Origin of the sequence: Nocardia grenadensis NBRC 108939, from assembly GCF_001613445.1 — a bacterium.
GTDB lineage: Bacteria > Actinomycetota > Actinomycetes > Mycobacteriales > Mycobacteriaceae > Nocardia > Nocardia grenadensis.
Genome location: NZ_BDCJ01000024.1, coordinates 26,753 through 45,328, shown reverse-complemented (window position 1 = coordinate 45,328; position 18,576 = coordinate 26,753). Strand labels below are relative to the sequence as shown.

At 69.6% G+C, this 18,576-nt stretch carries 17 protein-coding genes; 10 read left to right on the top strand and 7 right to left on the bottom strand.

The genetic code is table 11. From position 1 onward, the window contains the following. Positions 1–40: 40 nt before the first annotated feature. The 3 genes from NGR01S_RS23960 to NGR01S_RS23950 all read left to right on the top strand — a co-directional run bounded on the left by NGR01S_RS23960 (position 41) and on the right by NGR01S_RS23950 (position 4,352). Entirely contained in the window at positions 41–781 is a 741-nt protein-coding gene (locus NGR01S_RS23960) for a lysophospholipid acyltransferase family protein (RefSeq protein WP_063040552.1), read from the top strand. Positions 782–1,111: 330 nt separating this feature from the next. After that, on the top strand, positions 1,112–2,050 hold the full coding sequence (locus NGR01S_RS23955) for a DUF8832 domain-containing protein (protein ID WP_063040550.1): 939 nt from the start codon (positions 1,112–1,114) through the stop codon (positions 2,048–2,050). Between the two features lie 22 nt (positions 2,051–2,072). Then, positions 2,073–4,352, top strand: coding sequence for a heavy metal translocating P-type ATPase (locus NGR01S_RS23950; RefSeq protein ID WP_063040548.1), 2,280 nt, complete (start codon positions 2,073–2,075; stop codon positions 4,350–4,352). 55 nt (positions 4,353–4,407) lie between these two features. Here the strand turns inward: NGR01S_RS23950 and NGR01S_RS23945 are convergent, their stop codons facing one another. The 4 genes from NGR01S_RS23945 to serS form a co-directional block, all read right to left on the bottom strand. Beyond that, positions 4,408–5,379: a DMT family transporter gene (locus tag NGR01S_RS23945; protein WP_063040546.1), complete on the bottom strand. Its 972-nt coding sequence runs from the start codon at positions 5,377–5,379 to the stop codon at positions 4,408–4,410. A gap of 53 nt (positions 5,380–5,432) precedes the next feature. Then, positions 5,433–6,626, bottom strand: a complete 1,194-nt coding sequence (locus NGR01S_RS23940) for an MFS transporter (RefSeq protein ID WP_307718779.1) — start codon at positions 6,624–6,626, stop codon at positions 5,433–5,435. Between the two features lie 293 nt (positions 6,627–6,919). After that, positions 6,920–8,707 carry a putative bifunctional diguanylate cyclase/phosphodiesterase gene (locus NGR01S_RS23935; protein ID WP_063040542.1) on the bottom strand — a complete coding sequence of 596 codons (1,788 nt, stop codon included), beginning with the start codon at positions 8,705–8,707 and terminating at the stop codon, positions 6,920–6,922. 152 nt (positions 8,708–8,859) lie between these two features. Then, complete coding sequence (gene serS, locus NGR01S_RS23930) at positions 8,860–10,122, bottom strand: serine--tRNA ligase (RefSeq protein WP_063040540.1); 1,263 nt, start codon at positions 10,120–10,122, stop codon at positions 8,860–8,862. Between the two features lie 396 nt (positions 10,123–10,518). On the opposite strand from serS, the gene NGR01S_RS23925 reads away from it, so the two are divergent. From NGR01S_RS23925 to NGR01S_RS23905, 5 genes are all read left to right on the top strand, one after another. Then, complete coding sequence (locus NGR01S_RS23925; RefSeq protein ID WP_245664737.1) at positions 10,519–11,526, top strand: septum formation family protein; 1,008 nt, start codon at positions 10,519–10,521, stop codon at positions 11,524–11,526. A gap of 13 nt (positions 11,527–11,539) precedes the next feature. Beyond that, positions 11,540–11,890 carry a metallopeptidase family protein gene (locus tag NGR01S_RS23920; protein WP_063040687.1) on the top strand — a complete coding sequence of 117 codons (351 nt, stop codon included), beginning with the start codon at positions 11,540–11,542 and terminating at the stop codon, positions 11,888–11,890. Positions 11,891–12,062: 172 nt separating this feature from the next. Then, positions 12,063–12,395 (top strand): PE family protein, encoded by a 333-nt coding sequence (locus NGR01S_RS23915; RefSeq protein WP_063040537.1) that lies wholly within the window; start codon positions 12,063–12,065, stop codon positions 12,393–12,395. 163 nt (positions 12,396–12,558) lie between these two features. Further along, positions 12,559–13,725 carry a PPE domain-containing protein gene (locus NGR01S_RS23910; RefSeq protein WP_063040535.1) on the top strand — a complete coding sequence of 389 codons (1,167 nt, stop codon included), beginning with the start codon at positions 12,559–12,561 and terminating at the stop codon, positions 13,723–13,725. Further along, positions 13,722–14,552, top strand: a complete 831-nt coding sequence (locus NGR01S_RS23905; protein ID WP_063040533.1) for an ESX secretion-associated protein EspG — start codon at positions 13,722–13,724, stop codon at positions 14,550–14,552. The genes NGR01S_RS23910 and NGR01S_RS23905 overlap by 4 nt, the downstream gene beginning before the upstream one ends. 7 nt (positions 14,553–14,559) lie before the next feature. Here NGR01S_RS23905 and NGR01S_RS23900 read toward each other — a convergent pair whose 3' ends face one another. From NGR01S_RS23900 to NGR01S_RS23890, 3 genes are all read right to left on the bottom strand, one after another. Continuing rightward, positions 14,560–15,222, bottom strand: coding sequence for a histidine phosphatase family protein (locus NGR01S_RS23900; RefSeq protein WP_063040531.1), 663 nt, complete (start codon positions 15,220–15,222; stop codon positions 14,560–14,562). 55 nt (positions 15,223–15,277) lie between these two features. Next, positions 15,278–16,195 (bottom strand): prephenate dehydratase, encoded by a 918-nt coding sequence (gene pheA / locus NGR01S_RS23895; RefSeq protein WP_063040529.1) that lies wholly within the window; start codon positions 16,193–16,195, stop codon positions 15,278–15,280. Between the two features lie 172 nt (positions 16,196–16,367). Further along, complete coding sequence (locus tag NGR01S_RS23890) at positions 16,368–16,781, bottom strand: hypothetical protein (RefSeq protein WP_063040527.1); 414 nt, start codon at positions 16,779–16,781, stop codon at positions 16,368–16,370. Between the two features lie 183 nt (positions 16,782–16,964). Between NGR01S_RS23890 and NGR01S_RS23885 the strand changes: the two genes are divergently transcribed. Next, positions 16,965–17,729 (top strand): DUF2470 domain-containing protein, encoded by a 765-nt coding sequence (locus tag NGR01S_RS23885; protein ID WP_063040685.1) that lies wholly within the window; start codon positions 16,965–16,967, stop codon positions 17,727–17,729. 58 nt (positions 17,730–17,787) lie between these two features. Beyond that, positions 17,788–18,564, top strand: a complete 777-nt coding sequence (locus NGR01S_RS23880) for a CPBP family intramembrane glutamic endopeptidase (RefSeq protein WP_063040525.1) — start codon at positions 17,788–17,790, stop codon at positions 18,562–18,564. Positions 18,565–18,576 lie beyond the last annotated feature (12 nt).

The window sequence follows — 18,576 nt, the reverse complement described above, 5'->3', positions numbered from 1 at the left end:
CGAGCAGCGGGTAACCCGCAGGTAGTGAGCAGGAGTTGCGATGGCGCGGGAGCCGGTTTTCGATGTGCTGGCCGGGCTGGCGCACACCGTCCTCTTCGCGCAGGGGGTACGGCTCGATATCCGCGGCCAGGAGAATGTGCCGCGCACCGGAGGGGCGGTGCTGGCGGTGAACCACACCTCCTACCTGGACTTCATGGAGGTCGGGGTCGTGGGACGCCGGTCGCGCCGCAATGTGCGATTCATGATGAAAGCCGAGCTCGACCACGGGATCGTCGGATTTCTCATGAAGCATTGCAAAGCGATCGGTGTCGACCGGACCGCCGGCGCGAAATCGTTCGGCCGGGCGGTCGAGGCGCTGCGCGACGGTGAGCTGGTCGTGGTCTATCCGGAGGCCACCATCAGCCGCAGCTTCGAGTTGAAGGAATTCAAATCCGGCGCGGCGCGCATGGCGCTGGAGTCCGGGGCCCCGATCGTTCCACTCACCATCTGGGGAGCCCACCGGATCTGGACCAAAGGTTTCCCGAAACAGTTGGGCCGCCACAATTTCCCGGTCCACATCCGCATCGGCGAACCGCTGGTCGCCGCGGGTTCGGTAGACGAGGCGACCACCGCGCTACGCGGCCGGATGAACGAACTCCTGACGGCGGCGCAGGAGGGCTACCCGATGCCGGCCGGGCAGCCGTGGGTCCCGGCCCGGTTGGGGGGCAGCGCTCCGACGCTGGAGCAGGCCGCGGTCCTGGAAGCCGAGGAGTACGCCCGGCGGCGGATCCGGCGGCCGTAGGTTCCGGCGCCCGTAGGTTACGGGGCGCTCCCGGAACGGGGTCGGGGACCACCGGGCCGTTCGGGCACCCCACCCGGATCCGACCCGGGTCAAGACTGTCCCGGCACGTCTTGGTCCGCATTCGGACTCGGGACATCGATTGCCGACGATCGGGTCGCATACCGGCTCGCAGGCATCGTGCATCGCTTTCGGCTTCGACTTTTCGGTGGTGACCTTTCACGAGCTGGCCTTCACCTGCTCTGTTGACAAAATACCCTAGGGGGGTACCGTAACCTTTAGAGAGCGGGAGGGCGGAGAACCGCCGGAGCCTCCACGGAAACGGAGCATCGAATGAATACGCCGACAAAGTTCGCCGGGTTCGCGCTCGGACTCGTCGCGTTGTTCGGGGTCGCATTGGGCGTCGGCGCCCTGGCCGGCACCGGGGACAGCGAGCCGGAAACCCACGACGCCGCGGCCCGTGAGCCCGGCGTGGAACTCACCCCCGGCGGGCTGACCAGCAGCGACGGGGGCTACACCCTGGTCCTGGACGAGCCGATCACCACTGCCACCCGGGCGGCGACCCTGCGGTTCCGGATCGAGGACAGCTCCGGCCGGCCGGTGACGCGATACACCCCGAACCACGAGAAGGATCTGCATCTGATCCTGGTGCGTCGTGATACCGCCGGCTACCAGCATCTGCACCCGGCGCTCGGGCCGGACGGCACCTGGAGCACCCCGGTCGATCTCACCCGCGCCGGCGATCACCGGGTCTTCGCCGATTTCGTCACCGCCGACGGGCAACCCTTCACGCTGGGGGCCGACCTGCGAGTTGCCGGGCAGTACACGCCACGCCCGCTGCCGGCGCCGGACACCACCGTCACCGTGGACGGCTACACCGTCGCTCTGAACGGCACCGTCGCCCCCGGGCGCGCCACCGATGTGACCTTCACCGTGACCCGCGACAGCGAGCCGGTGACGGATCTGCAGCCCTATCTGGGGGCGTACGGTCATCTCGTGGCGCTGCGGACCGCCGACCTCGGCTATCTCCACGTTCATCCCGCCGGTCACCCGGGCGACGGGAGCACCCCGGCCGGACCGGGCGTAACCTTCGCGGTGACGGCGCCCGGCACGGGCGACTACCGACTGTTCTTCGAGTTCCGCCACGGCGCGGGCGTGCACCGCACCGAGTTCACCGTGCCCGTCGCGGAAACCGCCGGCGCCCCGGCCGGGAACACCCCGGCCGACGCGCAGACCGCCCCCGAACCCACCGGACACGGCCATGGGCACTGACCCCCGGCCAACGGAGCCAACGATGAACACACAGACTGCACCGGACACCGCGCGAATCGATAACCGGACCGCGCAGGTCGAGTTGGCGATCGGTGGTATGACCTGCGCATCCTGCGCCAATCGCATCGAGAAGAAACTGAACAGGCTCGACGGAGTGACCGCGACGGTCAACTACGCCACCGAGAAGGCCCGGGTCCACTACCCGGACACCGTGGTACCCGCCGACCTGGTGGCGGTGGTGGAACAGGCCGGCTATACCGCGAGCCTGCCGCAGTCGCCCGCCGCGGAAACCGGCACCACCGAACCGGCCGACCCCGTCGACCGGCTACGCACCCGACTACTGATCTCGCTGGTGCTGACCGTCCCGGTGATCGCCATGGCGATGATCCCGGCATTGCAGTTCACCAACTGGCAGTGGCTGTCGCTGACCCTGGCGGCTCCGGTGGTGGTGTGGGGCGCCCTGCCCTTCCACCGGGCGGCCTGGACCAACCTGCGGCACGCCACCGCGACCATGGACACCCTGGTCTCGCTCGGCACCCTGGCCGCTTTCGGCTGGTCGATCTTCGCCCTGTTCTGGGGCACCGCCGGAACACCGGGGATGACGCATCCCTTCGAGTTCACGATCGCCCGGATGGACGGCACCGGCAGCATCTACCTGGAGGCCGCGGCCGGGGTCACCACCTTCATCTTGGCGGGCCGGTACTTCGAGGCGCGGTCCAAGCGACAGGCCGGCGCGGCGCTGCGGGCGCTGCTCGAACTCGGCGCCAAAGAAGTCTCGGTACTGCGCCGGACCGGGCAGGACGCCTGGACCGAACAGCGGATACCGGTCGAACAACTGTCGGTCGGCGAGCGTTTCGTGGTGCGGCCCGGCGAGAAGATCGCGACCGACGGCGTGATCACCGACGGCGCCTCGGCGGTCGATGTCTCCATATTGACCGGCGAATCGGTGCCGCTGGAGGTCGGGCCCGAGGACACGGTCACCGGCGCCACCGTGAACGTGGGCGGCCGGATCACCGTGCGCGCCACCCGGGTCGGCTCGGACACCCAGCTCGCGCAGATGGCGAAACTAGTCGAGGACGCGCAGACCGGGAAGGCGCAGGCCCAGCGGCTGGCCGACCGAATCTCCGGGGTCTTCGTACCGATCGTCATCGCGCTCGCGGTCGCGACGCTCGGATTCTGGCTCGGCACCGGCGGTTCGGTGGCCGCGGCGTTCACGGCGGCGGTGGCGGTCCTGATCATCGCCTGCCCGTGTGCGCTGGGCCTGGCCACGCCGACCGCGCTCATGGTCGGCACCGGACGCGGCGCCCAGCTCGGGATCCTCATCAAGGGACCCGAAGTGCTGGAGTCCACCCGCCAGGTGGATACGGTGGTCCTGGACAAGACCGGCACCGTGACCACCGGCCGGATGTCCCTGGTCGACGTGGTGGCCGCCGCCGGCGAAGACACCGACGAGGTATTGCGGCTGGCCGGGTCGCTGGAGGACTCCTCCGAACATCCGATCGCCCGGGCCATCGCCGACGGTGCCCGGGAACGGACAACCGGCCTGTCACCGGTCGAAAGCTTCCGCAACAGCGCCGGACTGGGTGTGGCGGGCGTGGTGGACGGCCACGCGGTGGTCGTCGGCCGGCCGGGACTGCTCGCCGACTACGCACTGCACCTGGACGAATCACTGCGGCAGGCGATGCGGGACGCCGAGAGCCAGGGCTGTACCGCGGTGGCGGTCGGCTGGGACGGCCGGGCCCGCGGGGTGCTCGTGGTCGCCGATACGGTGAAACCGACCTCTGCCGAGGCGGTTTCCCGCCTGCGGGCGCTCGGCCTGACCCCGATCATGCTCACCGGCGACAATGCCACCGCGGCGGAATCCATCGCCCGGCAGGTCGGTATCGACGAGGTGATCGCGGAGGTGCTGCCACCGGACAAGGTCGTGGTGATCGAACGCCTCCAAGGGGAGGGCAAACGCGTCGCCATGGTCGGTGACGGCGTGAACGATGCCGCCGCCCTGGCCCGGGCCGATCTGGGCCTGGCCATCGGCACCGGCACCGATATCGCCATCGAGGCCGCCGACCTCACCCTCGTCCGGGGCGACCTCACCGCCGCTCCCGACGCCATCCGGCTCGCCCGCCGCACCCTCGGCACGATCAAGGGCAATCTGTTCTGGGCCTTCGGTTACAACGTCGCGATGATTCCGCTGGCCATGGCCGGTCTGCTCAATCCGATGCTGGCCGGCGCCGCCATGGCGTTCTCCTCGGTATTCGTGGTCGGTAACAGTCTGCGGTTGCGGAATTTCCGCCCCACCCACTGACCGAGCACGACCGCGCCGGGCCCCGGATGTCCCACTTCCGGGGCCCGGCGCATGATCAGCGCACGGGTTCGCGATCCCCCGGTACCGGTGCTTTCGCCGCGACAACCACCGCGGTCAGGGTCAGGACACAACCGAGCAGTTTCACCAGGGACAGCTCGGCGCCCGTGGGCAGCGCCCAGTCGAGAACGAGCGATGCCGTCAACTGGCCGGCCACCGTGCTCAGCCCCATCAGCAGTACCCCGACCCACCGCACCACCAGCACCCCGGCGGCGATGAACAGCACCCCGATCACACCGCCCAGGTACAGCCACGGTTCGCGGGGGAACTCGGCCGGTGCACCGGCCCGGGCCACCACCAGCGCTTCCACGATCAGCAGACCCAGCAGCCCGACAGCGAAATTGATCACCGTGGCGGCGAACGGGCTCCCCGTCGCCCCGATCCGGCCGTTCCACGCCTGCTGCCAGGCCAGCCCGATGCCGGCCGCCGCGGGTAGCAGCAGGAGCAGTGGTCCGGGCACACCTTCGAGCCACGACGAGGTGCGCAGCGAGACCGGCGCCGAGCCCCCGGAGCCGGCCAGTAGTACCGCGCCCACCGCCAGCACCGCGCCGCCGAGCCGCGCCGCGGTGACCGGGGTGCGGCCGCCCGGGCCCACCCCGAGCCGATCCACGATCAGACTGCTCAGCAGCTGACCGGATACTGCCGCGACCGTGAACGCCGTGACCCCGAGCGCGGCGACGGTCAGCGACTGACTCGCCACGAACAACCCGCCGAACAACCCGCCCAGCAACTGCCAGGGCCGCAGTTCGCCCGCGGCGAGCGAGCGGCGGACCGCCCGCAGCCCCGCCCGGAGCCGGGGACCGAACAGCACTGCCACCGCCAGCACCAGGAACCCGCTACCGAAGCTCACCACCGCCGCCGCGACCCCATCCTGCAGCCGCGCCCCCAGCTCACCGTTGATCCGTCCCTGAACCGCGACCCCGGCTCCGATCAACAGCCCGGAACCCAGACCCCACCGCCGCGAAACCATGACCGCACCCTACGACGCCAACGGCCGCCGCGCCCGGGCCGTCCACCCGCGGCTCAGGCCTCCGCCGCGGTCGCCGATTCCGGCCGGGGCGGCAGCCAGAACGGCGTCAATCCGCCCAGCGCCAGGATGGCGATGCCCAGCAGCGCGATCGTCGAGGAGACCGAAAGCCACAGTGTGGCCGCCGCGACGAACCCGAAAACCGCCAGCGACAGCAGTTCCTCCAGCAGTCCGGACACCGACATCACCGTGGCCCGCGCGGGACCGCTGATGGCGTCCTGGAGCCGGGCTTCGGCGACGATCGCCGCGTTGTACACCACCCCGTAGGCGGCGGCGATCGACGCGAAACCGAGCCCGGTGCAGAGATAGACCGCGCCCGGCCAGCGCACCGCGAGCCCGGCCACCACCGCGCCCGCACCGAACAGCGCACCGGCCGCCCCCAGCGCCCACGCCAGGGTGCGCGCGGGAAGCGCTTCGGTCCGCCCGGCCAGCAGCGAACCGAGCAGCGAACCGAGCACGGTCACGCCGACCAGTACGGGAACGAATGAAGTGGCCACGCCCGCTTCGCCGGCGACCAGCCCGAAGTACTCGTCGAACGCGGTGATCCCGTAGAGCAGTGCCCCGAGCACCACCCCGTGCCGGACCACCCGGATCCGGCCCGCCTCGGCGACACCGGTCCGCAGCATCAGCACATACCGCCCCAGCGTTCCCGGTCCGGGCACGGCCGGAGCCCCCGGACCCGAGATCACCGGCCGCGGACTCGGAGTGATCACCGCCGGGGTCGCGCCCTCCGCACTCACCTCCGCCAGCTCGCCCACGTCGGCGGCCGAGACGAATTTCGGGGCCGCGGGCAGGCTCGTGGCCAGCGCGGTGTGCAGTACAGCGCAGCCCACACTGACCCAGCCCACGAGCGCGTACCCGCCCCACAGGTACAGCGGGGTCGCGGCGAGGATCGCGAGCACCGCGCTCGATTCGCTCCCCATCCGGGTGTAACCGATCACCCGGGCATAGGCACGGGCCGCACCGTGGGCGGCGAGCTCGTCGTAGAGCAGCGCCTCGAAGGTTCCGGAGCGCAGCGAACCGGCCACGCCCCACAGCACGAACCCGAGCGCGAAGCCGATAAAGGACGGCGCCACCGTCCACACCACGAAACCGGCCGTCATCAGCAAGCCGTTCAGGATCAGCAGCCCACGCCGGGACACCGTATCCGCCCACGCGCCGGAGGGGACCTCGAACAGAAAGGCCGTCACCGACCAGCAGGCCAGCAGGAGCGAGATCTGTCCCGGACCGAAGTCGTGGTCGGCGAAGAGGAGCGCGTACAGCGCGTAGTAGGGGACCAGGTCCCCGGTCGCAGCGAACAGGGTCGCTCGCAGGGCGAGCGCGCGTCGTCCGGCCCTACGGCCGGAACCCGTGGTTCCGGCTCAACAGTGGTAGAAGACCAGTCGCATAGCGATCAGCATCCGCGAGGCGTGTGCGCGGGTCAAGCGGTTTTCTCGGGTTCGCACCGCGGACGTCGGGAACGCGAGCGGCTACCGGCCGGACTTCACAGCGGGACCCAGCCGTTCTCGTCGGCCGTGGCATCGCCCAGCGCGCGAGCGCTCAGCGCACCGAGGCGGCCGCTGTTCATATCGCCGATCAATTCGGCCACCGGATGCGAATCGCTGTAGTGGTAACCCTGCGCCAGCGCGAAACCCAGTTCGGTCAGTACGGCCGCCTGGTGCTCGGTCTCCACGCCTTCGGCGATGACCTGCAGATCCAGGGATTTGCTCAGGGCCGCGATCACACCGAGCAGCGGCGGGGCCGGCGAATCGGAGCGGATGGCGGCCACGAACGACTGGTCCACCTTGATGATGTCGCTGGGCAGGGTCGCCAACCGGCTCAGCGAGGAGTACCCGGTACCGAAATCGTCGATGGCGATCCGCACGCCGCGGTCGCGCAGCGTATGCAGATTCGCGATGGCGGTATCGGATTCGGCGGCCAGTTCGGTCTCGGTCACCTCCAGCACCAACTGCTCCGCCGGCCAGCCGGTGGTCTCGAGGATCGCGGCCACCTTGTCCGCGTATCCCGACTCCGCCAATTCCAGACCGCTCACGTTCACATTCAGGGTCAGCTCCAGCGCGGCGAACGTCTCCTGTAACTGGGCGGCATCGGCGCAGGCCCGGCGCAGAACCAGTTCGTCCAGGTCGGCGATGAGGTCGTATTCCTCGGCGACCCGGATCAGTCCTTCGGTGGTGACATCGGGCTGGGCGCTGGACGACCAGCGCAGCAGCGCTTCCACCCCCACCGCTTTCTCACCGCCGTCGCTGAGGCTGACAATCGGCTGGTAGTGCACGTCCAGGCTGCCGTTGTCGATGGCTTCGCGCAGCTCCACAGCCAGCGGAGTGCGATGCCCCGACTCCAGTACCGTGCGGTTGCGGCCCGCCTGCTTGGCCCGGTACAGCCCCACATCGGCCCGGCTGACCAGCAACGACGCCGATTCCCCCGGCTGCCAGGAGGTGACACCCGCCGAACATCCGGTGCTCACCGCGGCACGCAGCTCCTCGGTGAGCAGGATGGCAGCCTGCTCGGTGGTGCCCGGCAGCAGCGCCGCGAACACGTCACCGCCGTAGCGGGCCAGGCGCTGCTCGGGCCCGAGCAGCGCGGCCCAGGTATCGGCTACCTTCTGCAGCACGGCGTCACCGGCACGGTGCCCCAGATGATCGTTGACCTTCTGGAAACGGTCCAGGTCCACCAGGACCAGCGCGAGCGCCTGGCCGGAACGGTCGGCCTGTTCCAGCGCGGTATTGAGCGCGCGATCGAAACCCCGGCGGTTCAGCAACCCGGTGAGGGTGTCGATATCGGCCTCCGACGCCATCCGGGTCAGGATGCCCACCACGACCCCGACGCCGAAGGTGATACCCGCCGGGATGAGCCCGGACCACCACGGCAGACCGGCGCGGGTCGGCAGCACCCACAGGCACAGGGCCATACACAGCGCGATATGGGCCGCGGCCTGTGTCCAGGCGAAGAACAGCGCGGCGTCGCAGGCCACGAACACGTAGAACGAGGCGAGTGTGATCGCGGCGACGGTATTGGGGAACGAGTGCACGGCGATGGTCACCAGAACCGTCGCCAGCACGACGTACACGTGGTGCAGCCAGTGCGGCATCCGCCGGCCCCACCCGAGCAGGCTGATCCCCAGCAACAGAGCGACCGCCGCGGCCGAACCGACCAGCATCCGGTTGCCCTCGTCGCCCGGGTACAGCACCTGGGTGGGCGCGATCACGGTCACCAGCAGACCGAGGACCCCGCCCATGACATAGAAGGCCCCGGTGGTCCGGGACATGACCATGGCCGTTGCCACACCAGACGCGGCCCGTACCCGCGTTCGGGTATCGCCGCGAGACCCGCTTCCTCGCACGATGAACAGCCTAAACAACTGATCAGCTCACCGGCGACCCAACCGGGTATATGAAGTACCCGATTTCTCGCCGCGCAACCACATCAGTTCGGTGGAGCGAGCAGGTCGGTCCCGACAAAAGGCACCAGAGCTGCGGGAACCCGCACCGAACCGTCGGCCTGCTGATGGTTCTCCAGCAGCGCGACCAGCCACCGGGTGGTGGCGAGCGTGCCGTTGAGCGTCGCGGCGGTCTGCGGCTTACCGTTCTCGTCGCGATAACGGACCGACAGCCGGCGTGCCTGGAAGGTCGTGCAGTTCGACGTCGAGGTCAGCTCGCGATAGGTACCCTGGCTGGGCACCCAGGCCTCGCAGTCGAATTTCCGCGCGGCCGAACTGCCCAGGTCACCGGCGGCGACATCGATGATCCGATAGGGCACGTCGAGGGCGGCGAGCATATCCCGCTCCCAGGACAGCAACCGCCGGTGTTCGGCGTCGGCGTCCTCGGGACGGCAGTAGACGAACATCTCGACCTTGTCGAACTGGTGCACCCGGATGATGCCGCGGGTGTCCTTGCCGTAGCTACCGGCCTCCCGCCGGAAACACGACGACCAGCCCGCGTAGCGCTTCGGCCCGGCGGCGAGGTCCAGGATCTCGTCGGCGTGATAGCCGGCCAGCGGCACCTCGGAGGTACCGACCAGGTACAGATCGTCTTCTTCCAGGTGGTACACCTCGGCCGAGTGCTGCCCCAGGAAACCGGTGCCCGCCATGATCTCGGGCCGGACCAGTACCGGCGGGATCATCATGGTGAAACCGTTGGCCACCGCCCGCTGGGCCGCCAGTTGCAGCAGACCCAGCTGCAGGAGCGCGCCGTATCCGGTGAGGAAATAGAACCGCGACCCCGAGACCTTCGCGCCGCGCTCCATATCCATCAGCCCCAGCGCCTCACCCAGTTCCAGGTGATCACGCGGAGTGAAATCGAATTCGGGTACTTCGCCGACGGTCTCGAGCAGGACGTAATCGTCCTCGCCGCCCGCGGGCGCCCCCTCCTGGACGACATTCGATATCGCCCGGTGCGCCTCCTGCAGTTCGGCCTCGGCGGCATGCTGGGCGGTCTCGGCCTCCTTGACCCGCACCGACATCTCCTGGGCCTGTGCGAGCAACGCCGGGCGCTCCTCCTTGCTCGCCTTGCCGACCTGCTTGCCCATGGCCTTGTGCTCGGCACGCAATTTATCGGCGGTCGCGATCGCGGACCGGCGCGCGTGGTCGGCGGTGAGCAGCGCGTCGACGAGGGCCGGGTTCTCGCCCCGGGCTCGCTGCGAGGCGCGGACCAGCTCGGGATCATCGCGCAGGAGGCGGAGGTCGATCATGGCTGACCAGCGTAATGGTCGCGGAATTCTCGCCTCAACCGAGTATCGCCCCGACCCGCCGCAGACCCTCTTCGGACAACACTCGCGCGATCCCGATCGGCCGGGTTCGTGGCACGTTCGGGTGCGGCGCTGCCATGATGGACCGCGATGTCCTCCGAAACTGAGCCCACCAGCCGGCGCGGCCCTCGCGGCGCCCAATCGTTGCGCTCGCGTGCCGCCCGCCCGGGCCGCGGTCGCAGGACCGATGCGGCGCGTCCGCGGTCCGATGGGCCGGCAGCATCGGAGTCCCCGGACCGGAGCGCGGCGGCCGGGCAGCGCCGGAACCGCTCCGGTGCCGGTGCGCCGGGCGGTTCCCGCCGGACCGGGGGAAACCCGCGCCGGATACCGGCGCCCAGGTTGCGCTGGGGCCTGCTCGCGGTCGCCATGGGCGCGGTGGTCGCGGCACTGGGCACCATGCTCGTCAGTGGGTTCGACAACGATTCCAATCTGCAGGCCCGCAGCCCGGGTGGTTCGGTGGCCAAGGCCGACAAGGTATTCGCCTCCGTCGGCACCGGCGACTGTCTCACCTGGACCAAACCCGACCATTCCGATCTGGTCGAACTCGGCTGCGCCGATGATCATCTCTTCGAGGTCACCGACACCATCGACCTGAGCGTCTATCCCGGCTCCGAGTTCGGGCCCGCGGCGCCGTGGCCGGATTCCCTGCGGCTTACCGAGCTCCGCGAGGAACACTGCGTGCCCGCCGCCCAGCGGTACCTGAACGGACGGCTCGATCCGCGCGGCCGCTACGCCGTCGGACTCATGTATCCGAGCAACGACGGCTGGATCAACTCCGGCGACCGGATCCTGCGTTGCGGGCTGCAGGTCCCGGGCCTCAGCGGTAATCCGATCGCCACCACGGGCCGGGTATCCGACGGTGACCAGTCGAAGGTCTACGAAACCGGCGTCTGCCTCGGTATCAACCAGAACCTCCCGACCGATCCGATCGATTGCGGTCAGGAACACGCCGTCGAGATCGCGGCCACCGTGGATCTGTCCCAGCGCTTCCCGGGCGGGCCGCCGGCCAAGGAGGACCAGGACCGGTACCTGGAAGAGGAATGCGGCCGGCTCACCAACGACTATCTCGGCGGCCCCCATGTGCTGCGGGACAAGACCCTCACGGTGTTCTTCGACTTCATCGACGTACGCAGCTGGCTGGCGGGTAGCCGAAAACTCGACTGCATGATCGGAAAGGGTGCCGACCAGGAGGGTTTCGCGCCGATCGTGGGTCCGGCGCGGGGCCGGTTGCTCATCAACGGCCAGGAACCCGTACCGCCGCCCAACTCCGGCCGTTCGACGCCCAAGCCGCTGCCCGGCGCCGCACCGCTGCCCCCGCAGCCGGAACCGCGTCCCGCGCCCCGATAGCCGGAGCGTGATGATGCCGGTCCGTATGTCCGAGGCACGATTCGAGGAGCTGGTCGGCGATGCGCTCGACCAGATCCCGGCCGAGCTGACCCGCGCCATCGACAATGTGGTGATCCTGATCGAACCGCGCAATCCCGACGACCCGCATCTGCTGGGTCTCTATCACGGGATCGCGCTGACCGAACGCGACAGCCACTACGGCGGCTCGCTGCCCGATACCGTCACCATCTACCGAGACGCGCTGCTGGACGTGTGCTCCGACGAGTCCGAGGTGATCGAGGAAGTACGGATCACCGTGATCCACGAAATCGCACACTATTTCGGGATTGACGAAGACCGTCTCCATCAGCTGGGATGGGGTTAAGCTCAGTCCGGTCCACGCAACGAGCCGGCAGGGGATGCACGGGCGGGGGCTGGGCCGACGGAGAAAATTTCGGAATCGATGGAACCGCCGGCGGGGGTATCGCGTCCGATCTACTCGTAGGGGGAATTCTCGTGGTTCCGCCCAAGAGCCGCCACCAGAAGGAGTCGAGGACATGATTGGCAACGTCGACGTCACACCGGAGCTCATCCTCGCCGCCGCGGTCGAGCTGGATCTGCTCGCCGACAGGCTGGCCGGGGTGGCCGCGGCCACCGTACCGGCCACCTATGTCGTGCCGTCCGGCGCGGACGAGGCCTCGATCCACGGTGCGATGCATATGAACAAGGCCGCCGCCACCCATCAGACCTCGCTCGCCCAGGCCGTCCTCGAACTGCACCATACGGCCGCGATCCTGCGCACCCAGCTGGCCCAGTACCTGGTCCAGGACGCGGCCTCGGCGGGTGTGCTGGCGCTGACCGGGGCACCGTTCGGGTCGATCGCTGCCTAGTGGTGCTGCCGGGCGGCGCCCGTCCGCGTTCATACGCCGAAGCGGATGCGGCGGTACGGCCGGCCCACACCGAGACCAGGACCGAGAAGCAGAGCACGGTGACCACGCATATGCGGCGAGACCGCCGATTCACCATCGATAGTTCACAAGGGGAGAAACAAGCATGACCGCAGGTATCACCGGGGTGTTCTGGCTGCCCAGACTCGCCGAGGGGAATTCGATCGCGCTGAACGCGGGCTCGCACGCCATTCCGATGAGCGCGGCCGCCGGAGCCTGGGGTGGGCTCACCGGTGCGTGGGTCGACGCGACCGCCACCGTCGTCCGGGTCATGGCCGAGCTCGGCGTCGGTATGCAGAGCGTCAACGGTATCGGTGCCCTGGCCCGGCTCGTCGGCTTCACCGGATGGGCCGAGCAGCAGGGCGCCATGGCCGCCACCCTCGGCACCAAGGCCGCCTCGCAGGCCACCGCCTACACCGTCGCCTCGATCGCCATGCCGAGCCTGCCCGAGATCGCCGCGGTCAATGCCGCTCGCGTAGCGGCGCATTCCACCGGCGGCGTCCTGAACGGCACCTCCGAGGTGGCCGAGGCCGCCAAGGCCGCGCTGGATCTGCGGGCCGCGCTCACCATGGAGACCTACGAGGCGGCCATCTCCGCCACGGTGCTCACCCCCGGTGAGTTCTTCAATCCACCGCCGATCGCCAACGGCGCCGGTCAGGTCGATTCCTCCTCCGCCGAGGAGGCCATGAAGGAGGCCAACGGCGACCCGGTGAAGATGCTGGCCGCCGCCGGCACCGCGCTGGCGCAGAATCCCGGATTGGCCAGCGCGGCAACGCAGGCGGCGCATGTCGCCGGCTCGGTGGCGAGCACCGGTGTCACCACGGTCGGCAATCTGGGGGCCAACGCGCTCGTCGCGGCCACCACCTCCGCCCCGGCCCCGGCTGCCGTGGCGCCGTTGGCGCCCTCGATGGTCACCGGAGCCGTAGCGGCCACCGCGGCGGCGGCCACCCGGGCCGGCGGTATGCCCGGCGGTTCGGCACTCGGCCTCAACAACGGCGGCCTGAAGGTGCCCGAGGGGTGGGGCGCCCCGGCGACGAATGCCACGGCCCCGGCCACGGAGACCGTCGCGCTCACGCGCGGGGAGGCGGCACCGGTGCGTCCGGCCGGCCCCGGCTCGTCCACCAGTCCCCTGCTGGGCAATTCGCGCGGCGCCGCCGGCGAGGACGAGCAGGAACACGACGGCGCCGAGTACCTGCGCGGTGATCACTTCACCGACGGTCGCTACATCGCCGACGGTGTGATCGGCGCCGAACCGCCACGAGCGGACAAGTGACAGTGCTCGGAGCAGGGCGCGGACCGTCGACACTGGCGGCGGTCACGCTGTCCCTCGACGAAATGCAGTACCTCCTGGAGGCACTGGAGATCGACGAGGTACCCGTCGTGCTCGACGCACGGGGTCGCTATGACAACCAGGTCGACCACGACGCCGCGATGGACGCCGCGGCCCGGTCGCTCACCGACCGGGATCTGTTGGACGGTGAACGAATTCATCCGGAACTCGCGGAACGCCTGCGCGGCCTGTACCGGCCGCACTGGGTGGTCGCGCTGCGCCTCATCGTCGCGGGGCAGGTGAGCCGGATGTGTCTGGCGAAGGGTGACGACCTGGTGACCGTCGCCCTCCGCGGCCCGCAGACCTATGTGATCGACGAGGCGACCGAGGATCTGCCCGCCCCCGTCATCATGGCGCTCGGCCCGGCCGAACCGCTGGAACTCACCGGGATGAACGCTCCCACCGAACGACTGGTACCCATCTTCGACGATGCGGGAGATCCGACGGCCACCGCGGCCCGGCTGGCGGAGGTCGGCAACCCCCCTCGGGACGCACAGGTGATCGCCTCGGCGATGGCACATTGCGACTCGCACGCGGAGATCGTCGGGGTGGTGTACGGCGATGCGAGCCGCGATATCGCGGAGAACCATATCGCCGTGTTCGATACCCGGGCGGGCCGGTTCATCGCGACGGCCAGCCTGGCCGACGACGGCACCAAATGGACTTCGTTCAGCAGTGGTACCGATGCCCGGCTCCGGATCGCACTCCAGGATCTGATCAACTCGCTACCCGAACGCGCCGAGTTCCCCCGTAACCCGCACCTCGCCTGAGCCGGACTCAGCCCATCGGGTCATCGGCGCCGGCCTCCGCCTTCGCCCCGAACGGCGGCGTGAAGCGACCCCAGCGTGCGCATTCCCAGCCGCCGTCCGGGCGCGGGACGAGTTCGATCGTCTCGGTGTTGTCCAAGTGGTTGTTGGTGGTGAACGGTGGCGCGACCCCGGCGAGGAACCTGCCGACCAAGCGCATGGCGGCGCCGTGGGTGACGACCAGAACGTCGCCGCTGTCGCTACCGTCGAGGAACTCGGTCCGCAGCCCGGTCACCGCCGGAACGAACCGATCCAGCACCTCCTGCGCGGTTTCGCCGCCCGCGATGCGCTCGTCCAACCGGCCCTCGTGCCACAACCGGTACACGGCCTGGAACCGGTCGTGGGCCTCCCTGGTGCTCTGTCCGTCCAGAGCGCCCAGCTGCACCTCGTGTACGCCGTCGCGCTCTACCGCGGTCACCCCGGTAGCGGCCTCGATATAGCCGGCTGTCTGGCGGGCGCGCAGCGCCCGCGAGTGGAACAGCGCGCGCGGCGGGACTGTCAGGGCCGCACCGAATGCCTTGGCCTGCGCCACGCCACGCTCGGTCAGCGGGAGCCCGGGGAGCTTGGTGTCCAGCATTTTGGCGACATTGCCTTCGGTTTCCCCGTGTCGCACCAATATCAGTTTCGCAGTCATATCGCCTCCTCCGGAGCGGATATATCTGGTCCGCGGTGAAGGCGGGAGGATCGCATCACAGGTCGGCCACCCCTTTGCGTAGCTGTGTCAACCAGATGGCGGCGTCCTCGTCCGACGGCGGCGGAGTTCCGGTCGCCGAGGTGGCCGGCCAGGATCCGAGGAACCGGATCCGCGCGGTGCGGTGCAGCGCTTTGAGCGCTTCGGCCACCGCCGCGTCTTCGATATGACCGACACAATCCAGGTAGAATCGGTAGGTTCCCATACCGGTGCGGGTGGGCCGGGATTCGATCCGGGTGAGGTCTACGCCGCGGGTCGCGAATTCGGCGAAAGCCCGCATCAGCGAGCCGGGCATATTCGGCAGTTCCTCGAGCACGATGGAGGTCCGGTCGGTGCCGGTGGGGGCGGGCGCCACCCGCGGCGCGGTGACCAGCACGAACCGGGTGATTGCCTGTTCGTGGTCGGCGACGCCCGAGGCCAGCGCGATCAGCCCGAGTCGGTCCCCGGCGAGCATGGTGGAGACCCCGGCGTCGGCCAGCCCGGCCCGCACGTCTTCGGCGGCGCCGGCATTGGAGCTCGACGTGTGCAGCGCCACCTCCCCCAGGCTGTCCTGGACCCACTGCCTGACCTGCGCGAGCGCGACCGGATATGCCGCCAGCGTGCGCACCGCGCCGATCTCGGTGCCCGGACGCGCGACGATCGTGAAGGTCACCTCCAATTCGACCTCGGCGATGATCTGCAGGCGGGGCCCGATCGCCAGCGAATCGAGGGTCGCCGAGATGGAGCCCTCGACCGAACTCTCGATCGGTACCACCGCAGCGGTCACCTCGCCTGCCCGGACCAGGTCCAGGGCGGCGGACTGACTGGGCGCGGCGACCCGCTCGACCGGCCCGTCGAAGGACCCCGAGCTCTCGAATTCGGCGAGGGCCATCTCGGTAAAAGTTCCGGACGGACCGAAATACGCGATACGCGGCACGTCTACGAGACTACTGGTGTGGGCGCCGGGCCCGCCGACCACGGGATCCGGACGATCACAGAACCGAGCCGATGACGTGGGCGCGCCCGGATCAGCTCACTATCGACGGCCCCGCGGAGCCGGGGTTCGAGCGCGGGCGAGATACCGGACGCCGCAGCCGGGGCCACTCCGGTCAGCGCAGTGCCGCCCGCAACGCCTGCTCCAGGTCGGCGGGTTCCTCGCTCTCGATCCCGAGCAGCACCTCGCGGACCGCCTCGACCGCGCCACCGGAGAGGCCGGCCAGGAAGGCGGTGTTCGGGCTGCGCAGGGCTGTGCGGATATCGTCGCCGCACAGTGCGGCGGCGGTGGCGGCGACGATGGCGAGCGCACGGGTGGCGGTATCGGCGCGAGCCGCGAAACCGTCCGGGCTGTGCGCGACCTCGGCCAGCAGATCGGCGACAGCTTCGTCGGAGATGGCCGACTCGACCAGCCGAACCCCGGCGAATGTTCCGGTCGGGACCACCAGACCGTCGACTAGTCCGCGTTCGGTCGTGCGCTTCGGGACGGTCAGTTCGACGAGTACCGGCTGCGATTCACCAGCTACCACCCCCAGATCGTATGCCCGGGGGTCCCGCGGCCGCGTAGCGCGTACCCGTCGAACGGCGCCAGCGGATCGCGCTCTCCGATGCCGGCAGCCATCGGGCCCTTGCGCTGCACCCTTCTTTAACTTAGCTTAGGTTTACCTAAATCAGAGCTTGTGAAGTCGGGCACGCCCGCAATGGAGGTACCGATGGCGCCGACCGCCGCCGCATCCGCCCCGTCCACCGCCGAACGTGTCCGCAGCGCCTGCGCACATGCCGAACAGGCAGTGCTCGCCCTCCCCGGTGCCGATCCCACCCCGGTATCGGTGCATTTCCTGCGCCGGTGCGGTGACGTGGTGATCGCGGTACCCAACGACAGCGCGGCCGTTTTCGTGGCGAACACCGCCATCGCCGGCGCACCCGCCGTCCTCGAACTCACCGACCACGCACCACTGCCTCTGCGCGAACCGGTCCGGGCCCTGGTCTGGTTGCGCGGTTGGATCCGTGGTGTACCGGCCCGCGCCCAACGGACGCTGGTCAGCGCCGTCGCCGAGGAACACCCGCACCCCGGCCTACTGGATATCGGCCATACCACCACCCTGCTGCGCCTGGTCCTGAACTCGGCCGTGGTGGCGGACTCCGCCGGAGCCGAATCCGTCTGCGTGGACGAACTGCGGCTGGCCGCACCCGACCCCTTCTGTGGGCTGGAATCGGCCTGGCTCCAGCATCTCGACGCCGACCACGCCGATGTGGTCGCCCAGCTGGCCCGGCACCTACCGGCGAAGCTCCGCCACGGCCGCATCCATCCCCTGGCCATCGACCGCTACGGCCTCACCCTGCGCATCGAAGGTATCGACGGCGACCACGACTTCCGCCTCCCCTTCGCGACTCCGGCCGAAGACGTCGAAGCCCTGGGGCGCGCCGTCCGCATCCTGGCCGGCTGCCCCTTCCTCAACGGCCTACGCCGCGGCTGAATCCCTCGGCACCGCCTACGGCGTCGGGGCCGGGCACCGCGAGACGTAGATTCTGGATATGCGCGAGAGCAACTCGGTCGACGACCGGACCCGGGAGCAGCGGGGGATCCGGCTCGAGATCCTGGTCGTCCTCGCTGTGACCTTCGGGCTCAGCGGCATGAACGCGGCGCTGTCACTGCTGGAGAGCGCGCTCGCACCGGGCGGCGTCGGCGGGCAGACGGTCGCCCTGAACTCGTCGCGGGCCACCCAGTCCGTCATCGATCTGCTCTTCCAGCTGCTCGGCGTGCTGCGCTTGGCGGCGTGGGCGGGCCTGGCGCTCTACCTGCTGTGGCGTAGCGGTATCGGCCCCCGGGCGGTCGGACTCGCACGGGCCCGTTTCCGGCCCGACGGGTGGTACGGCCTGGCACTGGCCGCCGTCATCGGACTGCCGGGTCTGGGGTTGTATCTGATCGCGCAGTCGCTCGGCGTGAATGTGACGATCGTGCCCGACGCGTTGAGCGACCACTGGTGGCGCATTCCCGCCCTCGTGCTCTCGGCATACGCGAATTCGGCGGCCGAGGAGATCGTCGTGGTGGCCTTTCTGCTGACCAGGCTGCGCGCACTGGGCTGGTCGGACAATTCTGCGCTGGCCGCGTCCGCATTGCTGCGTGGGAGCTATCACCTGTACCAGGGGCTGGGTGGTGGGCTCGGCAATGTGGTGATGGGGGTGATCTTCGGCCGGTTCTGGCAGCGCACCGGCCGGTTGTGGCCGCTGATCATCGCGCACGCCCTCATCGACATCGTGGCCTATGTGGGCTACGGGTTGCTGCAGGGCCGGGTGTCCTGGCTGCCTTAGCGGGGTAAGCCG